The sequence below is a fragment of the Mesorhizobium sp. AR10 genome (assembly GCF_024746795.1).
Lineage (GTDB): Bacteria > Pseudomonadota > Alphaproteobacteria > Rhizobiales > Rhizobiaceae > Mesorhizobium.
Window position 1 is genome coordinate 3930536 of record NZ_CP080524.1, and the last position, 20554, is coordinate 3951089.

The window sequence follows — 20554 nt, forward strand, 5'->3', positions numbered from 1 at the left end:
CGGACTGGAGCGGGCATGATTCGTCTCATCGGCTATTTCTTCGGCATCGGCACGACGCTGGCCCTTTTGGTCGCGGCGGGCGTGGCGATCTATATCGGCCATTTGTCGAAGGATCTGCCCGACTACGAGGTGCTGGCCAAGTACGAGCCGCCGGTGACGACCCGCATCCATGCGTCCGACGGCGCGCTGATGGCCGAATATGCGCGCGAGCGGCGCCTGTATCTGCCGATCCAGGCGGTTCCGGATCGCGTCAAAGCGGCCTTCCTGTCGGCTGAGGACAAGAATTTCTACAACCATCCCGGCATCGACGTGACCGGCCTTGGCCGCGCCATTATCGTCAATCTGCAGAATTTCGGTTCGGGCAAGCGCCAGGTCGGCGCCTCGACGATCACCCAGCAGGTGGCAAAGAACTTTCTGTTGTCCTCGGACCAGACCTACGAGCGCAAGATCAAGGAAATGATCCTCGCTTTCCGCATCGAGCAGGCCTATTCGAAGGACCGCATCCTCGAACTCTACCTGAACGAGATCTTCTTCGGGTTCGGCGCTTATGGCGTCGCCGGCGCAGCACTCACCTATTTCGACAAGTCGGTGAACGAACTCACCGTGGCGGAAGCAGCCTATCTGGCCTCCCTGCCGAAGGGCCCCAACAACTACCATCCCTTCAAGCATACCGAGCGCGCGCTCGAGCGCCGCAACTGGGTCATCGACCAGATGGTCGAGAATGGTTACGTCACGCGTGAAGAGGGCGACAAGTCCAAGGCCGAGCCGCTTGGCGTCAAGCCGCGCCGCAACGGCACCTATCTGTTCGCGGGCGAGTATTTCACCGAGGAAGTGCGCCGCCAGATCATCGCCCGCTACGGCGAGAACGCGCTGTACGAGGGCGGTCTTTCCGTCCGCACCACGCTCGACCCGAAAATGCAGCTCATTGCCCGCAAGTCGATGCAGAACGGCTTGCTGAAATACGACACGTTGCGTGGCTATCGCGGGCCGGTGACGAATATCGACGTTTCCGGCGACTGGGGCGTGCCGCTGGGCAACGTCAAGGGGCTGGAAGACGTGCCCGAATGGTCGCTCGCCGTCGTGCTCGACAGCTCGGAGACCGGCCTGTCCATCGGCCTGCAGCCGACGCGGCAGATATCGGGTGAAATCGTCAAGGAGCGTGTCGAAGGCACGGTCAGCAAGGAAGACATGGGTTTTGCCATGCGCCATGTGGTCGGCGGCAAGACCGTCAAGGCCAAGTCGCCGGCGGACGTGCTGAAGCCGGGCGACGTCATCTTCGTACAGAAGAACGAAGGTTCCGACAGCGCCTACAGCCTGCGCCAGGTTCCGGAAGTGGAAGGTGGCCTGGTCGCCATGGATCCGCACACCGGCCGCGTGCTGGCCATGGTTGGCGGGTTCTCCTACGCGCAATCGGAATTCAACCGTGCCACGCAGGCCATGCGGCAGCCGGGCTCCTCGTTCAAGCCGATCGTCTATTCGGCGGCGCTCGACAATGGCTATACGCCGGCCTCGGTGATCATGGACGGGCCGATCACCATCCAGAGCGGCAACACGACCTGGACGCCGAAGAACTACGATGGCACGGCGGCCGGTCCGGCGACGTTGCGCTCGGGTATCGAAAAGTCGCGCAACTTGATGACGGTGCGGCTTGCCAACGACATGGGCATGAAGCTGGTCGTGGAATATGCCGAGCGCTTCGGCGTCTATGACCATCTGGCGCCGTATCTGCCGATGGCGCTCGGCTCCGGCGAAACGACCGTGATGCGCATGGTGTCGGCCTATTCGATCATGGCCAATGGCGGCAAGTCGATCAAGCCGTCGCTGATCGACCGCATCCAGGACCGCTACGGCAAGACCGTGTTCAAGCAGGATGAACGCGGCTGCGAAGGCTGCAACGCCGCCGAATGGAAGAACCAGCCCGAGCCGGAACTGGTCGACAATTCCGAGCAGGTGCTCGATACCATGACCGCCTACCAGATCACCTCGATGATGGAGGGCGTCGTCCAGCGCGGCACCGGCGCCACCATCGCCGAACTTGGCCGCCACATTGCCGGCAAGACGGGAACGACGAACGACGAGAAGGATGCCTGGTTCATCGGCTACACGCCGAACCTCGTGGTTGGCCTTTACATGGGCTACGATCAGCCGAGAGGCCTCGGCAAAGGCGCGACCGGCGGCGGTCTCGCGGCGCCGATCTTCAAGGATTTCATGCGCGTGGCACTGGACGGGACCCCCAATGTCGACTTCCAGGTTCCGGAAGGCATGAAGCTCATCGCCATCAATCGCAAGACCGGCATGCGAGCCGGCGAAGGCGAGGCGGGCACCATCATCGAAGCCTTCAAGCCCGGCACCGGTCCCGCCGACAGCTATTGGGTGATTGGCATGGGCGCCGACGGCTCCAACGCCACGGGCGGAGCTCTCTCGCCCCAGGCGAACCAGGCCATTCAATCCGGCGGTGGCGGGCTGTACTAACGATTTCACTATCGAAATGGGCTGGCTTTCGAGCCAGCCCATTTCGCTTTACAGGCGGCGGTGCCCTGCCTATGTATCGCGCCGACCAAACGCCATTTCAGCAACAGGATCGAACAGCCAGCCATGCGCGCGGAAACGCAGAATATTGTCGACGAGATCAGGCAGGCGATAACCCTGCTGAGGAGGCATCTTTGACTGGGATCAGGCCATAAAGCGGCTTGAATACCTGAATGTGCGCGCCGAGGATTCCAGCCTCTGGAACGACCCGCTGGAAGCGCAGAAGCTGATGCGCGAGCGCCAGGGCCTCGAGGACGGCATCGCTGGCGTCAAGAGCCTGACCCAGGCACTGGAAGACAATATCGGGCTGATCGGACTTGGCGAGGAAGAGGGCGACGAGAGCGTCATCGCCGAGGCGGAGGCGTCGTTGCGCTCGATGCGCGGCGAGGCAAAGGCGCGCCAGATCGAGACGCTGCTGTCGGGCGAGGCAGACGCCAATGACACCTACCTCGAAGTCCATGCCGGCGCCGGCGGCACCGAGAGCCAGGATTGGGCCTCGATGCTCTTGCGCATGTACACGCGCTGGGCGGAGCGCCGCCGCTTCAAGGTCGAAGTGCTGGAAGTGCACGATGGCGAAGAGGCGGGCATCAAGTCCGCCACACTGCTGATCAAGGGCCACAATGCCTATGGCTGGCTGAAGACGGAATCCGGCGTCCATCGCCTGGTGCGCATCTCGCCCTATGACAGCAATGCGCGCCGCCATACGTCCTTTGCCAGCATCTGGGTCTATCCGGTCATCGACGACACGATCGAGATCGATGTCTCCGAGTCGGACGTCCGCATCGACACCTACCGCTCGTCGGGATCGGGTGGCCAGCACGTCAACACCACCGATTCGGCGGTTCGCATCACCCATCTCGCCACCGGCATCGCAGTCGCCTGCCAGGCCGAGCGCTCGCAGCACAAGAACAAGGCGAAGGCCTGGGAGATGTTGCGCTCGCGGCTCTACGAGGAAGAGCTGAAGAAGCGCGAAGCGGTGGCGAACGCCACCGAGGCGTCGAAGAGCGACATCGGCTGGGGCCATCAGATCCGCTCCTACGTGCTGCAGCCCTACCAGCTGGTCAAGGACCTGCGCACTGGCGTCGAGAGCACCAGCCCGTCAAGCGTGCTCGACGGCGACCTTGACGATTTCATGGAAGCCTCGCTGTCGCAGCGCATCGAGGGTGGGGCGGGCGAAGCGGTGGCGGACCTGGATTAGGCGCGTTCGACCCGTGTCGCCATGGGGACGCTCGTCGACGCACCAGGCGGCCGTCCGACGGCCATATCTTTCGTCGGTTCCAAGGCGAAATGGTTCACAGTTGCCGACGGCCTGCCACAGTATGATGAGCATGTTCCCGGTTGAACGGCTGGAACCCAGCTTCGTCCGAAATTCGTTGTCCGGCACCAGATTCGCGTCGCTAACCGCTCGTTAACCAAGCCGGCGCACGATTCTGGCCGCAGAGATTGGCGCGGGGCGCGGCCTTGCTGAGGCGGTCGCTTCTTGCGCCGACCAAGGAATCAGCCCAGCATTCGGGCTGAGGGACCAAAAGCATTTATGGCCGGACGCGGCATATCTGCGACCTGACGATCGGCCACTGGGAAGACACGTTCCGGGAACGGGCAAGCGAAACGCTTGATGCTCGTTTGAAAGGAATGATTCCATGTCTGCTGCCACATCCAGATCGGCCAATGCCGTTCAACCGGTTGGCCGACTTCTGTTTTTCCTATTCGCTGTTGGAGCGATCGCGGTGCTGACGGCACCCGCTTTCGCGCACGATGCCAAGCCTACCGCGGCAAAGCCGCAAGGCTGGTCTTATCCATTCGCATGCTGTGCCAACTATGATTGCCGTGCGACTCATACGGGGGAAGTGTTGGAGAAGCCCGAGGGCTATGTGATAGCCGGGACGGGTGAGGTCGTTCCCATGAGCGACAAGCGCGTCAAGGATAGCCCGGACGGCGATTTCCACTGGTGCGCCCATCAAGCCGGTCTCGACGCCGGCAAGACGATTTGCCTGTTCGTGCCGCCGCGTTCTTATTGACGAGAGGGCAGCGTTCATAGGCCACCCGGTCATACCTGACAGATGGTTGTCAGGAGCGCTTCATTATGTTGCCTTGCCGCATAGGCGGCGGACAACGGAGAGGAACGTTCATGACCATCAAGGCCAGCTGCCACTGTAAGGCGACGACATTCGAGGTTTCGCAAGCGCCGCAGACCGTGACGCATTGCACCTGCTCCTTCTGCTCGAAACGCGGGTCGCTGTGGGCATACTACACCCCGTCGCAGTTCAAGCTCACCAGCCCGCCCGAAAACGTCTCCTTCTACCGATGGGGATCGAAAACCGTAAAGCACGGTTTCTGCGCCATTTGCGGCTGCGGCACCTTCACCGAAACCCCGGACTGGTCGACCGGCAAACCGGACTTCGACAATCCGAAGATCAGCGTGAATTCCCGACTGTTCGACGATTTCGATCTCGACAAGGTCGAGGTGGTCGTCATCGACGGCAAGAATCTCTGGTAGCCGGTCAGGAGCCGCACGAAACGTTGGTGTGAAGTTGAGCAGGGAAAGCCTCTGCTGGCTTTTCCCCGTTCCATTTTTCGCCGCATTTGATGTTACAAGTCGCGGGAAGGGCTGATACGGCGCGGTCGAAACGACTGCGGCTTGGAGAGGGACGAACCTATGAAAAAGACTGTGCTCGTCGTCGTGGCGACGGCTGTACTGGTGAGCGCATGCACGACCACCGATCCGTATACCGGGGAGCAGAAGGTTTCCAATACCGCTGCCGGCGCCGGCATTGGCGCCTTGGCGGGCGCGGGCCTCGGCCTGCTTGCCGGCGGCAATGATCGCCGCAACGCGCTGATCGGCGCCGGCATAGGCGCGCTTGCCGGCGGCGCCATCGGCGCCACGATGGACCAGAACGAAGCCGAACTGCGCAGGCAGCTTCAAGGCACCGGCGTCAGCGTCACCCGCACCGGCGACCAGATCATTCTCAACATGCCGTCCGATATCACCTTCAACGTGGATCAGGACGCGGTGAAGCCCGGCTTCTACCAGGTGCTGAATTCGGTAGCACTCGTGCTGAACAAGTTCCGGCAGACCACGGTCGACGTGTTCGGCCACACGGACTCGACCGGCGGCGACGAACATAATTTCGACCTGTCGCAGCGCCGCGCGCTGGCTGTCGCCAACTATCTGTCCGGACAGGGCGTCGATTCGCGTCGCTTCGCGGTCACCGGCTTCGGCAAGACGCGTCCGATCGCATCCAATGCGACTTCGGCCGGGCGGGCACAGAACCGGCGCGTCGAGATCCAGCTTTCGCCGCTCACCTGAGCGAAGCGGCATGAAACATGAAAACGGCCCCGGAAGGGGCCGTTTTTCATTGGCTGGTATCGAACCGTTGATCAGACCTTGGCGACGATCCGCATGAAGGCCGGCATGTCGTCGCCGAAGCCGACGGTCGAGTCATTGTCTTCCTGGCGGTGACGGGCAGGGCGGTTGTTGTCGCGCTGCGGCCTGGTGTCGCCACGTTCCGGTGCCCGCTGCTCGTTGCGATCAGAAGCCTTGCGCTCGGTATTCTCGGAACGGATCGATTCCTTGCGCGCGCGACGCTCGCCGATATCGGCGACCGCGGCTTCGGCCACGACCGGCTGCTCCTCATGCACCGTTTCCGGTGTCGGTTGGTCACTGGGCTTGGCGTGGCGTTCGCGCGGCTTGCGTTCGCTCCGGTCCTTGCGGTCTTCGTCCTTGCGGCCGGCGCGACGTGGGGCACCGCGGCCACGGCGGGGGGCATCGTCCTCGCCGCCTTCGCTGGCGACGACCGTCGACAGGTCACCGTCATGCCATTCGATCTTGTTACCGATCAGCCGTTCGATGGCGTCGATGTATTTGGTGTCCGACTTGGTCGCGATGGTGAAGGATTTTCCCGAGCGGCCGGCGCGGCCGGTGCGGCCGATGCGGTGGACATAGTCCTCGGCATGGATCGGGACGTCATAGTTGAAGACGTGGCTGACATCGGGGATATCGAGACCGCGCGCGGCGACGTCCGAAGCGACGAGGTAGCGCAGTTTGCCATCACGGAAATTGGCCAGCATCTGCATGCGGGCGCGCTGGTCCATGTCGCCATGCAGGGCGCCGGCATCGAAATCATACTTCAGCAGCGAGCGGAACAGTTCCGAGACCTCGACCTTACGGTTGCAGAAGATGATGGCGTTCTTCAGCCCTTCGTCCTCGGCCTTCATCAGATTGCGCAGCGTCTCGCGCTTGTCCCAGGGCTTGGAGCCCGACTTGACCAGCCGCTGGATAATGTTGGTGGCGGCCGACGCAGCCTTCGAAACCTCGACGCGCACCGGCGCGTGCAGGAATTTTTCAGTGAGCTTGGTGATCTCCGGCGGCATAGTCGCCGAGAAGAAAAGCGTCTGCCTGGTGAACGGGATCATCTCGCAGATGCGCTCGATGTCGGGGATGAAGCCCATGTCGAGCATGCGGTCGGCCTCGTCGATGACGAGGATCTCGACGCCGTTGAGCAACAGCTTGCCGCGCTCACGATGGTCGAGCAGGCGGCCGGGCGTGGCAATCAGCACGTCGGCGCCGCGCTCCAGCTTCTTGTCCTGCTCGTCGAACGACACGCCGCCGATCAGCAGGGCGATGTTCAGTTTGTGGTTCTTGCCGTATCTGATGAAATTCTCTTCGACCTGCGCGGCGAGTTCGCGCGTCGGTTCCAGGATCAGCGTGCGCGGCATGCGGGCGCGGGCCCGGCCCTTTTCGAGGCGGGTCAGCATCGGCAGCACAAACGACGCCGTCTTGCCGGTGCCGGTCTGGGCGATGCCCAGAATATCCTTGCCCAGCAAGGCATGCGGGATGGCGCCCGCCTGGATCGGCGTCGGCTCGGTGTAGCCGGCATCGGTTACTGCGGAAAGGACCTTGGGCGACAGGCCGAGGTCTGCGAAGGTCAACGCTTCTTGAGCGATCGTGGTGTCTGAGGACAAGTGTTGGTGTCTTTGGCTGGTTCGGGGAAGCGCAACGGCATCCGTCGCGGCAAGCGCCACGCGCCTGCAAGATTGGTATTGCGATTAGGCGCAAGCCCGCGATTTGTCAACAGAAACGGGCGGGAATGGGACGATTGTGAAAACGTAACCTTAATCGCGATGCTTAATCCAGCTGCATCTCATTGCGCCGGCTCAATAGCGAAACTGTTCGGCAAGAATGCGTTCGTTCCACGAATGGTTGGGGTCAAACAGCAGCGTCGCCGTCGCGGTCGGCGATTCCCGCACCGTGACCGAGGCCACCGCCTTGACCTCGGTGTGGTCGGCGGCGGCGTTCACCGGCCGCTTTTCTGGCTCCAGAATGTCGAAGCGCACCGTCGCCTTGTTGGAGAGCAGCGCACCGCGCCAGCGGCGCGGGCGGAACGGGCTGACCGGGGTCAGCGCCAGCAACGGCGCGTCGAGCGGCAGGATCGGCCCGTGCGCGGACAAATTGTAGGCGGTCGAGCCGGCCGGCGTCGCGATCATCACGCCGTCGCAGTTCAATTCCTCCAGCCGCTCCTGCTCGTCCACGGTGATGCGTATCTTTGCCGTCTGGTAGGATTGGCGCCAAAGGGCCACCTCGTTGATGGCCAGAGCCGAAATCGTTTCGCCCTCATGCGTCACCGCCAGCATCTCCAGCGGACGGATCGTTTCGGGAACCGCCGCAGCGATGCGCTCCGTCAGGCCGCCGACGCGGTATTCGTTCATCAGGAAGCCGATGGTGCCACGGTTCATGCCGTAGACCTTCTTGCCCGTGCTCATCGTATCGCGCAGGGTTTGCAGCAGAAAACCGTCGCCACCGAGCGCCACCACCACTTCGGCATCCTCGGCGGACGCCTGGCCATAGCGCGCCGACAGGCTTTCCAGCGCCGCCCTGGCGTCGGCTGTATCAGATGAAACGAAGGCGAAATGGCTGGCGGCTTTGGTCATGGCTCCCCGATGACGACCGATTGACGGCGACCGATTGCCTGGGCCGCGCCAGCGCCGGGGTAGCATGGGCGCGCACATCTGCAAAGGGAGGCGTTGTTCTGCTCTGTCGCGGCTCGCGCTTCGTGTCGCATGACAAGCGAATGTGATGGTTAAGACGGAGCTTAAACTCTCGTAAAGCCAGATCGATCATGTTAGCCGGCAGTTAATGGGTGGCGCGGGGGCTAGCCAGTCGAGGCCGATCCATTGCCGGTGACACGCCTGATCATCGTCTTCCTGATGCTGGGAAGTTTTGCCCTTGTCTTCGCCGAACTTGTGCGACAGACCGAGGAAATGAGTTTCAGACCGCAGCCCACGGCCTCACGTTGTGGCGACGCCGCCGGAACGCCGTGCCCGCAAAGGGCGCTGTGAGGCGAATCACTGCGTTCAATTGCTTTCGGAAGTCCGCCGCCTACTGCGTCACGACCTGAAGGTTGGCGTTGCCGTAGAACGTGTAGGCGAGGTAGGTCGGATCACCGGTTTCATAGAACCGTTTGCGCACACCTTGCAGGATCTCGGCCAGATAGACCGGCCCGTCCCTGAGCTGGGTGGTGATGCCGCCATAGAAGCTGGTTGAGAAGGCAGCCGCCGCGTGGTCGGTCAGCGGCCACATGCCACCGATGAAACCGGAGGCACCGCCCGCCAGCACCGCCGGCCCCCAGCCTTGCACGAAGCCGCCGAGCATCTGCGAGCGTCCGGTGTCGCAGGCGTTGAAGAAGTAGAACGGGTTGCCCTTGCCATTTGCGGCAATGACCAATGCCCTCCAGGTATCGGGATCAAGCGATTGGTCGACGAGGTCGATGGCAAAGACCGGCCGACCGCTGCTCGGCTGGTTGACCTCGCCGTGGCCGGAGAAATGGATGAATCCCGTCGAGACCTCTGCGACCAATTTCTCGAAGGAGACGAAATCGCCGTCGAAGCGGCGGTAGCCGGCAAGCTTGCTCAGCGCGTCGATCTCGACCTGCTGGAAAGGCAGCGACCGCTTGTCGACATAGGAAGGGGCAACGGCCGCAACGCCGGTGAAGGCCATCCGGTCGAGCGGATTATCGACTTGCGAGGACGAGTTGCGCGGCGCCCAGCGCGCCAGCCGGTAGCTCATGCCGAGGAAGCCGTCCACGATGGCGCCGTCCTCGCTCTGCGGACGGATCAGTTCCCATGGCAGCGTTGGGCTGTTCGAAGTGATCTGGATCGAATGCAGTTCGCCCTTGCCGCGTAGCGACCAGAACACATCCTTGAATGCCTCCGGCACATAATCCCGGTAGAGCGCATCGCCAAAACCTTCGGCGGCCAGCGTCACAAAACGTTTTTGCGCCTCCGGATCGCTGCTTTCAGCGGACTGCTGCAGCGAGGTCGCGCCGCGCAGGCTCAATCCGAGTTGCAGCAGGCGGCGATATTCCGAGTCCAGCCATGCCGCCATCTCCGGCGGCGTCGAAAATGTGTCCATCACCGGACCGGCCAGATGCGGCGAATGGATGATGATCTGCCCGGCGCCGAGCCCGCTCGGATCGTCATAGAGGATGGTTACATCGAGGTCTGGCACGTCACCCGGGTCACCGGCCCCGAGTTCGACCTTGCCGGTCACTGCCGGTTGCGGGGGCGTAGAGGCCAGCAACATGACCGGAGGAGCCACGTCGGTGGTTGGTTCGACAGACGGAGCGGCCGGTTGAGATCGCTTGATGGTGATGGGCCGCGATGCGGAACCTAGAAAACGGCCGGCGCTGTAGATGCGGGCGATGAACTGAGCGGGCTTGCTGTCTTTGGCAATGGGCCGCGCCTTGAGCTCGAAGCGGACGACATCGCTGTCGCCCTGGCGGTAGAGCGTTGTCTGCCGGCTCCATTTGCCGCCGTCGGCGAGATCGAAACCGCTGGCAAACAGATCGATGTCGATCGGCCATGCGTCGGCTCCTGCCGGCATCGTCATCGCCAAAGCGCCATTCGCTGTCACCGTCGAGCCGGGTGCCGCCTTTGCCCTGACCTCGGGCGTCAATTGCTCCTCGGTCAGCGCGATGGAGACGGTGACCGTCTCGCCGGCAACAACCTCGTCCGGTGCATCGATGGTCGGGTGCCGCACGACCTCGACCGCATTGTTGTCGATCGGTGGAGACACCATGCCAGGAGGCGCGTCCAAAGGCGGCACAGGAGGCTCTTCGGCGGTTGCCGTATCGGGCAGCGGGGCAAGCGGCTCAATGACAGGCGGTGGGGCGGGTGCGGGCGCCGGGACAGGCGGCAGTGCTGGCTCCATGCCGCTGGCTTGGTCATCCCCCTGATAGGCGCCGCCGAGATTGTTCTGCGCCGCGGCTGCGGCCCTGGCAGCCTCTTCTTCGTACTTTCGCCGAGCCTCCTCCTCATATTGCTGGCGCTGCTCTGCCTGGCGTTTGTATTCCTCATAGGCGGCGGCTTCATCGGCGCTGTTGCCCGTCCAGGATCCGCCGCCAGACCCCGGCAGGACATCCATCGGGTATGGCTCCTGGCCACTGTCAAAACCGCCGGAGCCGCCGCCGCCGGAGCCATAGTCGCTGCCGCCGTCCCAGCCGCCACCCCCGGAATCGTAGCCACCACCGCCGCCGCTTGCCATCGGGGGCGGTGCCGGTTCGGGAGCAGCCGCCTGCGGCGGCGGCAGCGCTTCGGTAACCGGCCTGTCCGGCAAGGGCACAAACGGCACGCCGCCGGAAAGGCGGCTCGCCACCCATGGCAGCTGACGTCCGGATGTCGCCTCCGCCACGGTTTGTGCGACCGATACGAGCATCGTGTCGATGTCGACGCCCTGCCGGGTCAGCGCGGCGGCGAACGCATCGGCAAAGGCCGTCGCCGATCCGCTTCCATCCAGCGCGACGCTTCCAGGCTGAGCGGAGAAAGTGACAATGGCGTTGGCCAGCGGGCCGACCGGCGCCAGGCCGCGCGTCGCGCCGGGAGGCAGGTTCTGGCCGTCGCCGGCAATGTCGAGCAGGATAATTTTGAACGTCGGTGTGGCCTCGAGCGCTTGCACGAAGAGATCGAGAGGCAATGCCGTCTGATCGATCGCTTCCGTTGAATCGGCGCGCGTGCCGCGCGTCAGCAGGTAGTTCCGGTCATTGGCCCGAGCGGTGCGGCCGACATAGTAGAAGATGCCGACGGAATCGGCAGTACCCAGCGACTTGGCGAAATCAAACATGGCGCGCGCCACATCGGCGCGGTCGCCGTCGGTCACCAGCTTAACGGTGAAGCCGATGGACTGGAGGCTTGCCGCAACGCGTTCGGCGCTGCCCTGTGCGTTGGCGATGACCGGCGCGCCGTCATAGGCCGGATTGGCGACCACCAGCGCGATACGTTCCTCGCCGCGCGCAGCGGAGAAGAGCGCCATGGTCATCAGCAGCACGGCCGCCAGAAGGCGCATGAACTTGATCCAAGCCTGCAAGCCGCGGCGAATACGCGAGGACTTGCCCCAATTCGGCCCCGTCTGTGACCATAACATGACGGGATCGCCGGCGCATCCGGCGCATCGGGTTTTGGCTTTGACGCGTTTCCACGATATTTCGATCTACACGGCCGATCACGCAGTCGCGCTCAGCGTGCTTGCAGCAGATGGCAGCCGGCCTGCCGCTTTTGCGCGAGATACTCGTCGACGAGCTGGCGATAGCGCACCTTGCCGAAGCTCGGGAAATGGCCGCCATGCACGACCGTGACATCGAGATCGCGCATGCGCAGCAGCGTTGCGACATAATCGTCGGTGTCAGAGTGGTAGACATCATCGATCAGCGGGCCGTCATAGATGATGTCGCCGGACAACAGGATGCCTGTCCTGTTTTCGTAGAGCGCGATGCCGCCGGGCGAATGGCCCGGCGTATGGATCACCTCGAAGGCACGATCGCCGAGATCGACGACATCGCCCTGCGCGAGCAGACGGCCGGCCGGCGCCGGCAGTATCCGGTAGCGCGCCGACACCCAGCCGTCGGGCATGCCATCGAACATCTCGTCGGTCGCATAGCGGTCGGCGACCGTCCACTCGTTGCGCGGATCGGCGAGGATTTCGGCCTCGGCGCGATGCACGCAGCGCTCGGGGAATTCGTGATGGCAGCCGATATGGTCGAAATGCGTGTGGCTGGCGACGCAGGTCAGCTTTCTCTCCGTCACCAGTGGCACATGGGAGCGCAGGCTGAAATGACCGAGGCCGGTGTCGAACAGGAGATCGCGGTCGCGGCCGCGAACGTGCCAAATGTTGCAGCGGAAAAACGGCTTGATCCACGGCTCGTGGATAAGCGTCACGCCATCGGCCATGCGTATGGTTTCGTACCAGTTGGGAGCGTCGATGATCGGAAGCGCTGACATGGCTCAGTTTGCCAGAAGGATAATGTCGCCAGCGTCGCACGAAACGGCAACGCTGTCGCCCGGCTGCACAGTTGCCGCGGCTGGAAGTTTGGCTATGAACTGCAGCCCCGGGTCTTCGACGGAAACGGCAAGCACGCGCTTGAAGCTGCCCTGGAAGACGACGTCGCTCACCTCGGCGGTGCCTAGCGCGACCTTGCCCGCGGTCGCGTCGAGGACAAGATGCTCCGGGCGGATGGCCAGGGCAACAGAAGCGCCGACCGGTAAATCCCCAGGCAGCGAGAGCGGTCCGGTCTGCGTTGCGACAGTGATTTTCCCATTCTCCGTTTCGGTCACAGTTCCCGATATCAGCGTGCTTTCGCCCATGAAGGTCGCCGAAAAGCGTGTCGCCGGCCGCGCATAGACGCGCTCGGGCGGTCCTTCGTCCTCGATGCGCCCGTCATTCATCACCACGCAATGGTCGGCCAGCGCCATCGCTTCTTCCTGGTCGTGGGTGACGTGGATGAAGGCGGTGCCGACGCGTTTCTGGATCGCTTTCAACTCGTCCTGCATCTGCCGACGCAATTTGAGGTCCAGTGCACCGAGCGGCTCGTCGAGCAAAAGGACGGCCGGTTCGATCACCAGCGCGCGGGCCAGCGCCACGCGCTGCCGCTGGCCGCCGGAAAGCTGGTGCGGCTTCTTGTCGAAGGCCGTGGCCAGCCCGACCAGCGCCAGCGCCTCGCGCGCCCGTGCGGCCCGCGTCGCGCCATCGACGCCCTGCATGCGCAAGCCGAAGCCGACATTGCTGCCGACGCTCATGTGTGGAAACAGAGCATAGTCCTGGAACACCGTCGTCGTCGGGCGCTTTGCCGGCGGCACGGCGGTGCAGTCCTCGCCGCGGATGAACACCTTGCCTTCGCTAGGGCTGACGAAACCGCCGAGAATGGAGAGCAGCGTCGTCTTGCCGGACCCCGATGGGCCGAGCAGGATGGTGTAGCTGCCCGGCTCGATCTGCAGCGAGACGTTCTTCAGCACCGTCTGCTGGCCGAAGCGGTGCGAGACGGAGCGGATGTCGACCAATGGCGCGGTCATGCCTTTCTCCTCCGCAGCAATGTCAGTTCGAACAACACCACCAGAACGATGGAGACGGCAAAGACCAGTGAACCGACGGCGTTGGTCTTGGGGTTGAGGCCGGAGCGCAACAGGTTCCAGATTTCGACCGGCAAGGTCGTGTCGAAGCGGGTTAGCAGGAAGGAGATGACGAACTCGTCCCAGGAGAAGGTCATCGACAGGAAGAAGCCGGCGAAGATCGCCGGCGCCATCACCGGCACGGTTATCAACAGGAGCACCTTCCATTCAGGCGCGCCGAGGTCGCGCGCGGCGCGCTCGATGTTGATCTGGTGGTCGCCCATCTGGCTATAGATGATGGCAAAGCACAGCGGCAGGTTGATCACGACATGGCCGATGCCGGCGGCAAGCAGCGACTTCGGGATGCCAGCCCAGTTGAACAGCACCAGCAGCCCCATGCCGATGATGAGATAGCTGACCGTCAGCGGCAGGGTGATCAGCCCGCGCAGCAGGGCCGAGCCGGGCAGGACGAAGCGCGCAAAGCCCCAGGCCGAGAGGAAGCCGAGCGTGACGGTGGCAAAAGAGGAGATGGCCGCGACCAGCAGCGAATTGACCAATGCCGAGGTCAGCCGGGTGTCGGAGAGCACCGCGTCGTACCAGCGCAGCGACGGGCCGGTGAAGGGCGGGATCGGAAACGACGTCGCCTGCAGTGAAAACAACACCAGCACGACCACCGGCAGGAAGATAAAGCCGTAGACGGCGGGGGCGTAGAGCCAGGAAGCGATACGGACAATCCGGCGCATCTCAGGCCCGCTCGATCTTCAGCCAGCGGGCGCAGGCGAGATAGGCGATGGTGACGACCGCCATCAGGATGATCGACAGCGCCGAGGCCAGCGGAAAATCGCCGCGCCGGCCGATCTGCATCATTACCAGTTGCGGCATCAAAAGCTCGTTGTTGCCGCCAAGTATCTGCGGCGTGATGTAGTCGCCGATGCACAGCACGAAGGTCAGGAAGGCGCCGACCATGATGCCGGGCAAGGTCAGTGGCAGGATGACATGCAGGAAGGTCCGCACCGGCCCGGCGCCGAGATCGGCGGCGGCTTTGCGGTAGCTGGGGCTTAGCTGTTTCAGATTGGCGAAAATGGTCAGCGTCAACAGCATGACGAAGAAATGCACGAAACCGGTGACGGTGGCGAAGCGTGTGTTGGCGAGCTGCACCGGGTCAGTGAACAGGCCGGAGCCGGTCAACGCGCGGTTGATGACGCCATTCTGCGCCAGCACCAGCAGCCAGGAATAAGAGCGCACGACATAGGATGTCCAGAACGGCAGCACGGCCAGCATCAGCGCCAGCCGCTGCCAGCGCTCCGGCACCTGCTCGGCCAGAATCCAGGCGAAGGGGTAGGCAAGCAGCACCGAGATCACGGTGACGATGGCTGTGACCTGCAGCGAGTTGACCATCGCCTGCCAGTAAGAAGGGTTGGTGAAGAACTGGCTGTAGTTGGCGAGCGTGAAGCCGCCGCCTTCATGCGCCGTGAGGCTGGAAAGCGCCATGGCGACGAAGGGCAGCACAAAGAACAGCAGCGTCCAGCCGAGCGCCGGCGTGACCAGCGCCCAGGGCAGGGCAGTGCCCGCCCGAGGCAGGGCACGGCCCGCCTGGGGCAGGGCACGCCCGCTATTGGCAGCGTTGCTCACGAGCAGCAACCGGTCATTGTGCCTGCAGCATTTCGGTCCAGACGTCCTGCATCTTCTTGTCGAGATCGGCGTTCGGCGCCGGGTAGGACTGGGCGCGGGCAAGGAAGTCAGGCTGTTCGTCGAAGCGCAGGATCTTCTTCTGCTCGTCGGTGAGTGCTGCCTTGGTGTTCGCCGGCATGCCCCAATAGCAGGAGGAGGTGGCGAGCCGCGCCTGTCCCTCGGGGCTCATGATGTACTGGATGAATTTTAGCGCCATGTCCTTGTTGTTGGAGTCCTTGAACATGGCCAGCGACTGCGACCACAGCACCGCTCCTTCTTTCGGGATGGAGAAGTCCAGCGCCGGGTTCTCCTTGGCCAACCCGGCCGTCACCCATTCGCCGCCGCCGACCAGAATGTCGACCTCGCCGGTGGCCAGTGCTGTCTGGCTGGCAGTGACTTCGCCCACCAGCTTGGCGTTGGCCTTCATCTTCAGGAGTTCGGCCTTGATGGCGGGAAGGTCGGCTTCGGTCAACTCGGCCGTCTTCTTGCCGATCGCCAAAGCGGCCATGCCGATGACCGGCAGGTAGTAGTCATAGATGGCGATCTTGCCCTTGTATTTGTCGCCGGTGAGTGCGGCCATCGACTGCATGTCGGCCGGGTCGACCTTGGTCTTGTTGTAGCCGATGGTGTTGTAGCCGAACTTTTCTGTGATGCCGTAGCGCTTGCCGTCCACGACGGTGGAACCATCCATCTTCACCTGCGGAAACAGGTCGGCCAGCGGCAGCTTGTCTTCCGGCAGCGGCTCGAACAGGCCCTTTTCGACACCGCGCGGCACGTCGATAGAGTCGATCACCATCACATCCCAGTCGCCGGGCTGCGACTGTTCGACGATAGCGAGACCGGCGCCGGTGCCTTCGAATTCCTTGACGTTGACCTTGACGCCATTGGCCTCCTCGAAGGGCTGCAGCAGGGCCGGGTCGGCGTGATCGCACCAGATCAGAGCGTTGAGATCGGCGGCGTGAGCGCCTGTGGCGAGTAGCAGTGCAGTAGCTGCGGTTGCAGCGCGCAGATGGATTTTCAGAATGGAAGTCAGAGTCGCGGACATCGAGTGTTCTCCCTTGCCTTTGTGGCTTCTTGCAAAAAATTGAACCAATTCTAAAATTGAGTCAATTCTGTTTCTATGGCAAGAGGCTTTCATGAGCGGATTGCGGGCAAGGCAAAAGGCGGATCGGCACCGCCGTATCATCGAAGCGGCGGCGGAGCTGTTCCGCGAGGCCGGCTATGAGGGCGCCAAGATCGAGGCGATCGCGGCGCAGGCCGAAGTGTCGGTCGGCACCATCTATAACTACTATGAGAACAAGGGCGATATCCTTGGCGCCATCGTCTCGCTGGAGGTCAACGAGGTGCTGAATGCCGGGCGCGGCGTGGTCGCCAACCCGCCGGCCAATGTCGGCGATGCACTGGATACGCTGCTCGGCATCTACATCGAGCACTCGCTGCATTATCTCAGCAAGGAGATGTGGCGGCAGGCGATGGCGATCTCGACGCAATTGCCCGACAGCCCGTTCGGCCAGACCTATACCGGGCTCGACCGGACGCTGACCGAGCAAATCCGCGCGCTGATCGCCCGGTTGCAAGAGATTGGATTGGTGCGCGCCGACATCGACGGACAGGCGCTGGGCGAACTGGTGTTCAACAACATGAACATGATGTTTATCGAGTTCGTGAAACGCGACGAGGCGAGGATACCGGAGCTACGCGCGGCGATACGAAGACAGAACCGGATATTGGTGGCGGCGATTGGGGTGTGAACCGGGATGATCCTGTCAGGAACAGGCAGGAGGTAAGGGGTTTTCCAGTTAAAAGTGTATGGCCGTTGAACTTCTCCCTCTTGAGCTGGCGCTGAAATATGATACAACCCATGGGTGTATTTTGGGGGAGGGGTAAATGCATTTTTCTGTCTGGCACTGGGCAATACTTCTGTTGCTGATTGGCGTGCCTGTGTTCTTTGCCGTCCGATCGGCGATCAAGCCTTCACAGAACCCGGCGGATCTGGTGGGGTTTGGAGGCTGGCTGATGTTGCTTGCGATCGGTCAGGCCTTGTCCCCGTTGCGCACGCTCGCGACATTGGGGACATCAAGTGAAGGCTACCAACAGCTCATGACACTCCCGAATGGCACCTTGGCGGTTTACGGCGAGGTAGCACTCTTGCTGGTATTTCTGGTCCTCCAGGTGGTGGTGTTCGTAGCGATGCTGCGTCGGAGTTACCGCTTCAAACAGCTGTTTGTGGTTCAGTGGTTTGCAATCCCTGTCGTGTTTCTCCTGGACACGTTTTGGATTTCGGCAGTTCTTGGCGTCCCGGTAAACCAGGTGCTTGCGGGAGACGCGCTGATGGCACCCATCGTCTCGTTTGTGTTGACCGGTATCTGGGTCGCCTATGTCTACAGGTCGGCAAGGGTGAGGAACACATTCACCGGGGCAAGTGCATCTGGCCAAATCGCAAGCGCCTCGTAGAGACGCCATCGAGATCAGACCGGCGGGAGGCCTGCCATGGCGAGGATTTCGGGGGCCGGAGTGATGTGGGCGTGCGGTCTGCAGAAAGCAGGGTCGATCGCCCGGTAGCCAAGCAGACCGGCGAGCGGCGCCAGGATGCCGAGCGCCACCCGCTGAATCGCGGGTGGAGGCTGGGTGAAGACGATCACGTCGGCAAATTCCCTGGCGATGACTGCTGCCTGAAGCAGGGAGGGTCTGCCTTTCTTATCCACCAGACCGGCATTGGCGAGGCCGAAGAGCATGCCGATCAGCAGCTCGAAACGGTTCGGGTCAACGTGGTCCGCGCCGGGCGCCCGTTCGATTTCGATTAGGACGTGTGCTTCTTCGGTCTTGCTGCTGTTCCACCAATCGTGCACCACGCCTGCCTCGACCGTTGCCGATTGGCCGGGCTCCAGGGAAAATGTCTTCCCGGCGATGGAGGCATCGAGCCGGCCGCTGAAGACGGTAAACCGTTCAATCATGTTGGGATGGAAGTGTTCGCCAACGACTGCAGCGCCCGGCCGCGCGGTCAGATGAACGATGCCGGGCCCCTGGCCGCGGTCTTCGGTGCCACGCAGGATCACGCCGAATTCACCGGTCACCTTGTTCTCGTAGACGTCCCCACAGCGTGACATGGATCAGCTCCTGTTTCAGGAATACCGGCACATCAAAGTCCAGAGATCGACGCTTCAGCTGCGAACTGGTGCCCCCGGACGGCGCTAAAGGCCAAATCCGACTGGAGCGTTCCACCCGAACTTCCGAAGAAAAATCAAGGGGATAAAAGGGTCTCTTCCCCCGAAGCGGTTAAGCTCGGTGTACCTCTTTGTGCCCGAGCGGTGTACCTTCTGTCAACGGTGTCAGCAGGGGATTTAGGCGTCGCCTGCTCGCCATGGTCGTCGCCTGCTCGCCATGGTCAGTGACTCCAAGGTCCAACAGCTACGATCCGGCCAAGGACCGCTTACGACCCATCTCGGCCATTGGCGGCAGCCATAGGATGGCGATAGCAATTGAGGTCACCGTATCAGAAATCCCAAAATACCTTGTGCCTAAAACTTTTCAAATTCGAACCAAACGCCACGTCTACAATAAACTTTTGATAATACAAAAAATATCTGCCGTAGTCATAGTGGCAGAAAACGCCTGACGAGAGGGGAGTTTTGTATTCGAGGCTTTTAAGCGAAAGGAGTTTATTGCCATACGGACGATCGCACGCAAACCCAGCGGTTGTCAGGAAATTTTTAACATCGGCCTCCGTCCGAGGCTCAACTAAGAACCTGTCGATCGCTCGGATCGCCTTATCTGCCCTGGTTCCTTTCTCACTCGCCTGATTAAAGTATCGAAATGGACCGCCCCTCTCAGAAAGCCAAGAGGTTACCAGTTCTGCAGCCAGAAACAGTATTAATACAACACACAGAGATAGAAGTATTTTCTTGAAGTTATTCATTGATAGATAATCTCTCTAGTCCACGGACAGTCTGGGGCATGAGATCTAGAAAGTCTATTTTGGCACACCGTTTGCGAGATTGTGCCGGAGATAGCTTCGCGAAGGACCCTTCCACGTAAGAGTTAACTTCTGCTTTCCACCCATCTCGGCCATTGGGCAGCCTGTTGATTGGGTCTCAGTGATGGTCAGTCGGTTCGTTTCCACGGCCAACCGTCAAACGCTGCCCTACAGCCAAATCCGCTGGTTGTCATGGCCTGATCCGATGGACAGGGAATGGCCGGTGCTTCTCGGTGCGCAGCCCATCTCGGTCGTATTCCGTGACATCGATCCCCGCCCATGCGCCAATTGTGCGATCTGCCTTCCACATTGGCACGGTGCCGATGGTGACCCTCACACGTTCGCTAGGGTCGACCCCTCGCTTGACCAATTCCCGACACAGGACCGGAACCGGGTCCTTGCGCGTTGTGGTGACCTTGATTTCCTCGCCCGACAGCGTCGTGACGGCAGTGTATGACCCACTCAATTCGATCTGTTGCATGTTCTCCTGTAAGTTGTAAGTTTGCTGGTGGAGTGGCGTTTGTCCCTGGACGGTAGATCGTACCGGCGAGACCTCGAACGCGCTCCGGCGGTCGTTACCGCACACTGTTCTGAGGGTATTTGGTGGTAGCCCCGGCACACCTCTTGGGGCGATGCACCGGGGCAGGGTAGCCGTCAGGGGACTAGATGCCTAAGTCCAACCGCATCTTTGCAGCGGCCCGAGCGTGGCTGATCAGGGCCTGCCAGTTGCCCTCGACGGCTGCCCGCCTGAAGGCTGGCAACTCGGCCTCGTCGATGTGTTCCATCCATTGGTCCATGGAGAGCCCGACAGGCTTTAGCACATGCCGCTCGATGTGCTGGGTGAAGGCTGCTTGAACCACTGCGGTCTCGACCTCGTCAACCTGGGCCGTCTCGTGGTTCAACACGCCGGTCTCGATGTATTCGTCGATAGCTGCGTCTCTCACCTCGGCAGGGGCATTAGCATTGAAGCGATCAAGTGAGCGGTCAGCCATGCCAACCATTTCCTTG

The 20554-nt window shown here is 62.1% G+C and carries 18 protein-coding genes and 1 pseudogene; 8 read left to right on the plus strand and 11 right to left on the minus strand.

What is annotated here, in order from left to right:
- The first annotated feature begins 15 nt into the window (after positions 1 to 15).
- From LHFGNBLO_RS22505 to LHFGNBLO_RS22530, 6 genes and pseudogenes are all read left to right on the plus strand, one after another.
- Positions 16 to 2472, plus strand: a complete 2457-nt coding sequence (locus LHFGNBLO_RS22505) for a penicillin-binding protein 1A (RefSeq protein ID WP_258601546.1) — start codon at positions 16 to 18, stop codon at positions 2470 to 2472.
- Between the two features lie 123 nt (positions 2473 to 2595).
- Positions 2596 to 3727 (plus strand): peptide chain release factor 2 gene (prfB, locus tag LHFGNBLO_RS22510; RefSeq protein WP_258601547.1). Its coding sequence is split into 2 segments (ribosomal slippage): positions 2596 to 2661 and positions 2663 to 3727, totalling 1131 coding nucleotides; the frame shifts between segments, so codons are not numbered across the junction.
- A gap of 15 nt (positions 3728 to 3742) precedes the next feature.
- Positions 3743 to 3871, plus strand: a pseudogene (locus tag LHFGNBLO_RS22515) (GFA family protein); the annotation flags it as partial.
- A 298-nt stretch (positions 3872 to 4169) separates the two neighbouring features.
- On the plus strand, positions 4170 to 4547 hold the full coding sequence (locus LHFGNBLO_RS22520) for a hypothetical protein (protein WP_258601548.1): 378 nt from the start codon (positions 4170 to 4172) through the stop codon (positions 4545 to 4547).
- Positions 4548 to 4657: 110 nt separating this feature from the next.
- On the plus strand, positions 4658 to 5026 hold the full coding sequence (locus tag LHFGNBLO_RS22525) for a GFA family protein (protein ID WP_258601549.1): 369 nt from the start codon (positions 4658 to 4660) through the stop codon (positions 5024 to 5026).
- Positions 5027 to 5185: 159 nt separating this feature from the next.
- Complete coding sequence (locus LHFGNBLO_RS22530; RefSeq protein WP_258601550.1) at positions 5186 to 5836, plus strand: OmpA family protein; 651 nt, start codon at positions 5186 to 5188, stop codon at positions 5834 to 5836.
- 71 nt (positions 5837 to 5907) lie between these two features.
- Here the strand turns inward: LHFGNBLO_RS22530 and LHFGNBLO_RS22535 are convergent, their stop codons facing one another.
- From LHFGNBLO_RS22535 to LHFGNBLO_RS22570, 8 genes are all read right to left on the minus strand, one after another.
- Entirely contained in the window at positions 5908 to 7491 is a 1584-nt protein-coding gene (locus LHFGNBLO_RS22535; RefSeq protein WP_258601551.1) for a DEAD/DEAH box helicase, read from the minus strand.
- Between the two features lie 192 nt (positions 7492 to 7683).
- Entirely contained in the window at positions 7684 to 8457 is a 774-nt protein-coding gene (locus LHFGNBLO_RS22540) for an NAD kinase (protein ID WP_258601552.1), read from the minus strand.
- A 448-nt stretch (positions 8458 to 8905) separates the two neighbouring features.
- Positions 8906 to 11866 carry a caspase family protein gene (locus LHFGNBLO_RS22545; protein WP_258601553.1) on the minus strand — a complete coding sequence of 987 codons (2961 nt, stop codon included), beginning with the start codon at positions 11864 to 11866 and terminating at the stop codon, positions 8906 to 8908.
- Between the two features lie 170 nt (positions 11867 to 12036).
- Complete coding sequence (locus tag LHFGNBLO_RS22550) at positions 12037 to 12798, minus strand: MBL fold metallo-hydrolase (RefSeq protein WP_258601554.1); 762 nt, start codon at positions 12796 to 12798, stop codon at positions 12037 to 12039.
- Positions 12799 to 12801: 3 nt separating this feature from the next.
- On the minus strand, positions 12802 to 13866 hold the full coding sequence (locus LHFGNBLO_RS22555; RefSeq protein WP_258601555.1) for an ABC transporter ATP-binding protein: 1065 nt from the start codon (positions 13864 to 13866) through the stop codon (positions 12802 to 12804).
- Positions 13863 to 14645 (minus strand): ABC transporter permease, encoded by a 783-nt coding sequence (locus LHFGNBLO_RS22560; RefSeq protein WP_258601556.1) that lies wholly within the window; start codon positions 14643 to 14645, stop codon positions 13863 to 13865. Before LHFGNBLO_RS22560 ends, LHFGNBLO_RS22555 begins: the two co-directional genes overlap by 4 nt.
- A 1-nt stretch (position 14646) precedes the next feature.
- Positions 14647 to 15534 carry an ABC transporter permease gene (locus LHFGNBLO_RS22565; RefSeq protein WP_258601557.1) on the minus strand — a complete coding sequence of 296 codons (888 nt, stop codon included), beginning with the start codon at positions 15532 to 15534 and terminating at the stop codon, positions 14647 to 14649.
- 13 nt (positions 15535 to 15547) lie between these two features.
- A complete protein-coding gene (locus LHFGNBLO_RS22570; protein ID WP_258601558.1) occupies positions 15548 to 16618 on the minus strand; it encodes a spermidine/putrescine ABC transporter substrate-binding protein in 1071 nt (356 codons plus the stop codon).
- A 91-nt stretch (positions 16619 to 16709) separates the two neighbouring features.
- On the opposite strand from LHFGNBLO_RS22570, the gene LHFGNBLO_RS22575 reads away from it, so the two are divergent.
- Both LHFGNBLO_RS22575 and LHFGNBLO_RS22580 read left to right on the plus strand, forming a co-directional pair.
- Positions 16710 to 17324 (plus strand): TetR/AcrR family transcriptional regulator, encoded by a 615-nt coding sequence (locus tag LHFGNBLO_RS22575; protein WP_258601559.1) that lies wholly within the window; start codon positions 16710 to 16712, stop codon positions 17322 to 17324.
- Positions 17325 to 17460: 136 nt separating this feature from the next.
- Complete coding sequence (locus LHFGNBLO_RS22580; protein WP_258601560.1) at positions 17461 to 18027, plus strand: DUF2569 domain-containing protein; 567 nt, start codon at positions 17461 to 17463, stop codon at positions 18025 to 18027.
- 14 nt (positions 18028 to 18041) lie between these two features.
- Here LHFGNBLO_RS22580 and LHFGNBLO_RS22585 read toward each other — a convergent pair whose 3' ends face one another.
- From LHFGNBLO_RS22585 to LHFGNBLO_RS22595, 3 genes are all read right to left on the minus strand, one after another.
- Positions 18042 to 18647, minus strand: a complete 606-nt coding sequence (locus LHFGNBLO_RS22585; protein ID WP_258601561.1) for a cupin domain-containing protein — start codon at positions 18645 to 18647, stop codon at positions 18042 to 18044.
- A 1089-nt stretch (positions 18648 to 19736) separates the two neighbouring features.
- Positions 19737 to 20027 (minus strand): hypothetical protein, encoded by a 291-nt coding sequence (locus LHFGNBLO_RS22590; protein ID WP_258601562.1) that lies wholly within the window; start codon positions 20025 to 20027, stop codon positions 19737 to 19739.
- A gap of 181 nt (positions 20028 to 20208) precedes the next feature.
- The gene (locus LHFGNBLO_RS22595; protein WP_258601563.1) at positions 20209 to 20538 is read right to left on the minus strand and encodes a hypothetical protein; all 330 of its coding nucleotides are present in this window, start codon (positions 20536 to 20538) and stop codon (positions 20209 to 20211) included.
- Between the last annotated feature and the right edge of the window lie 16 nt (positions 20539 to 20554).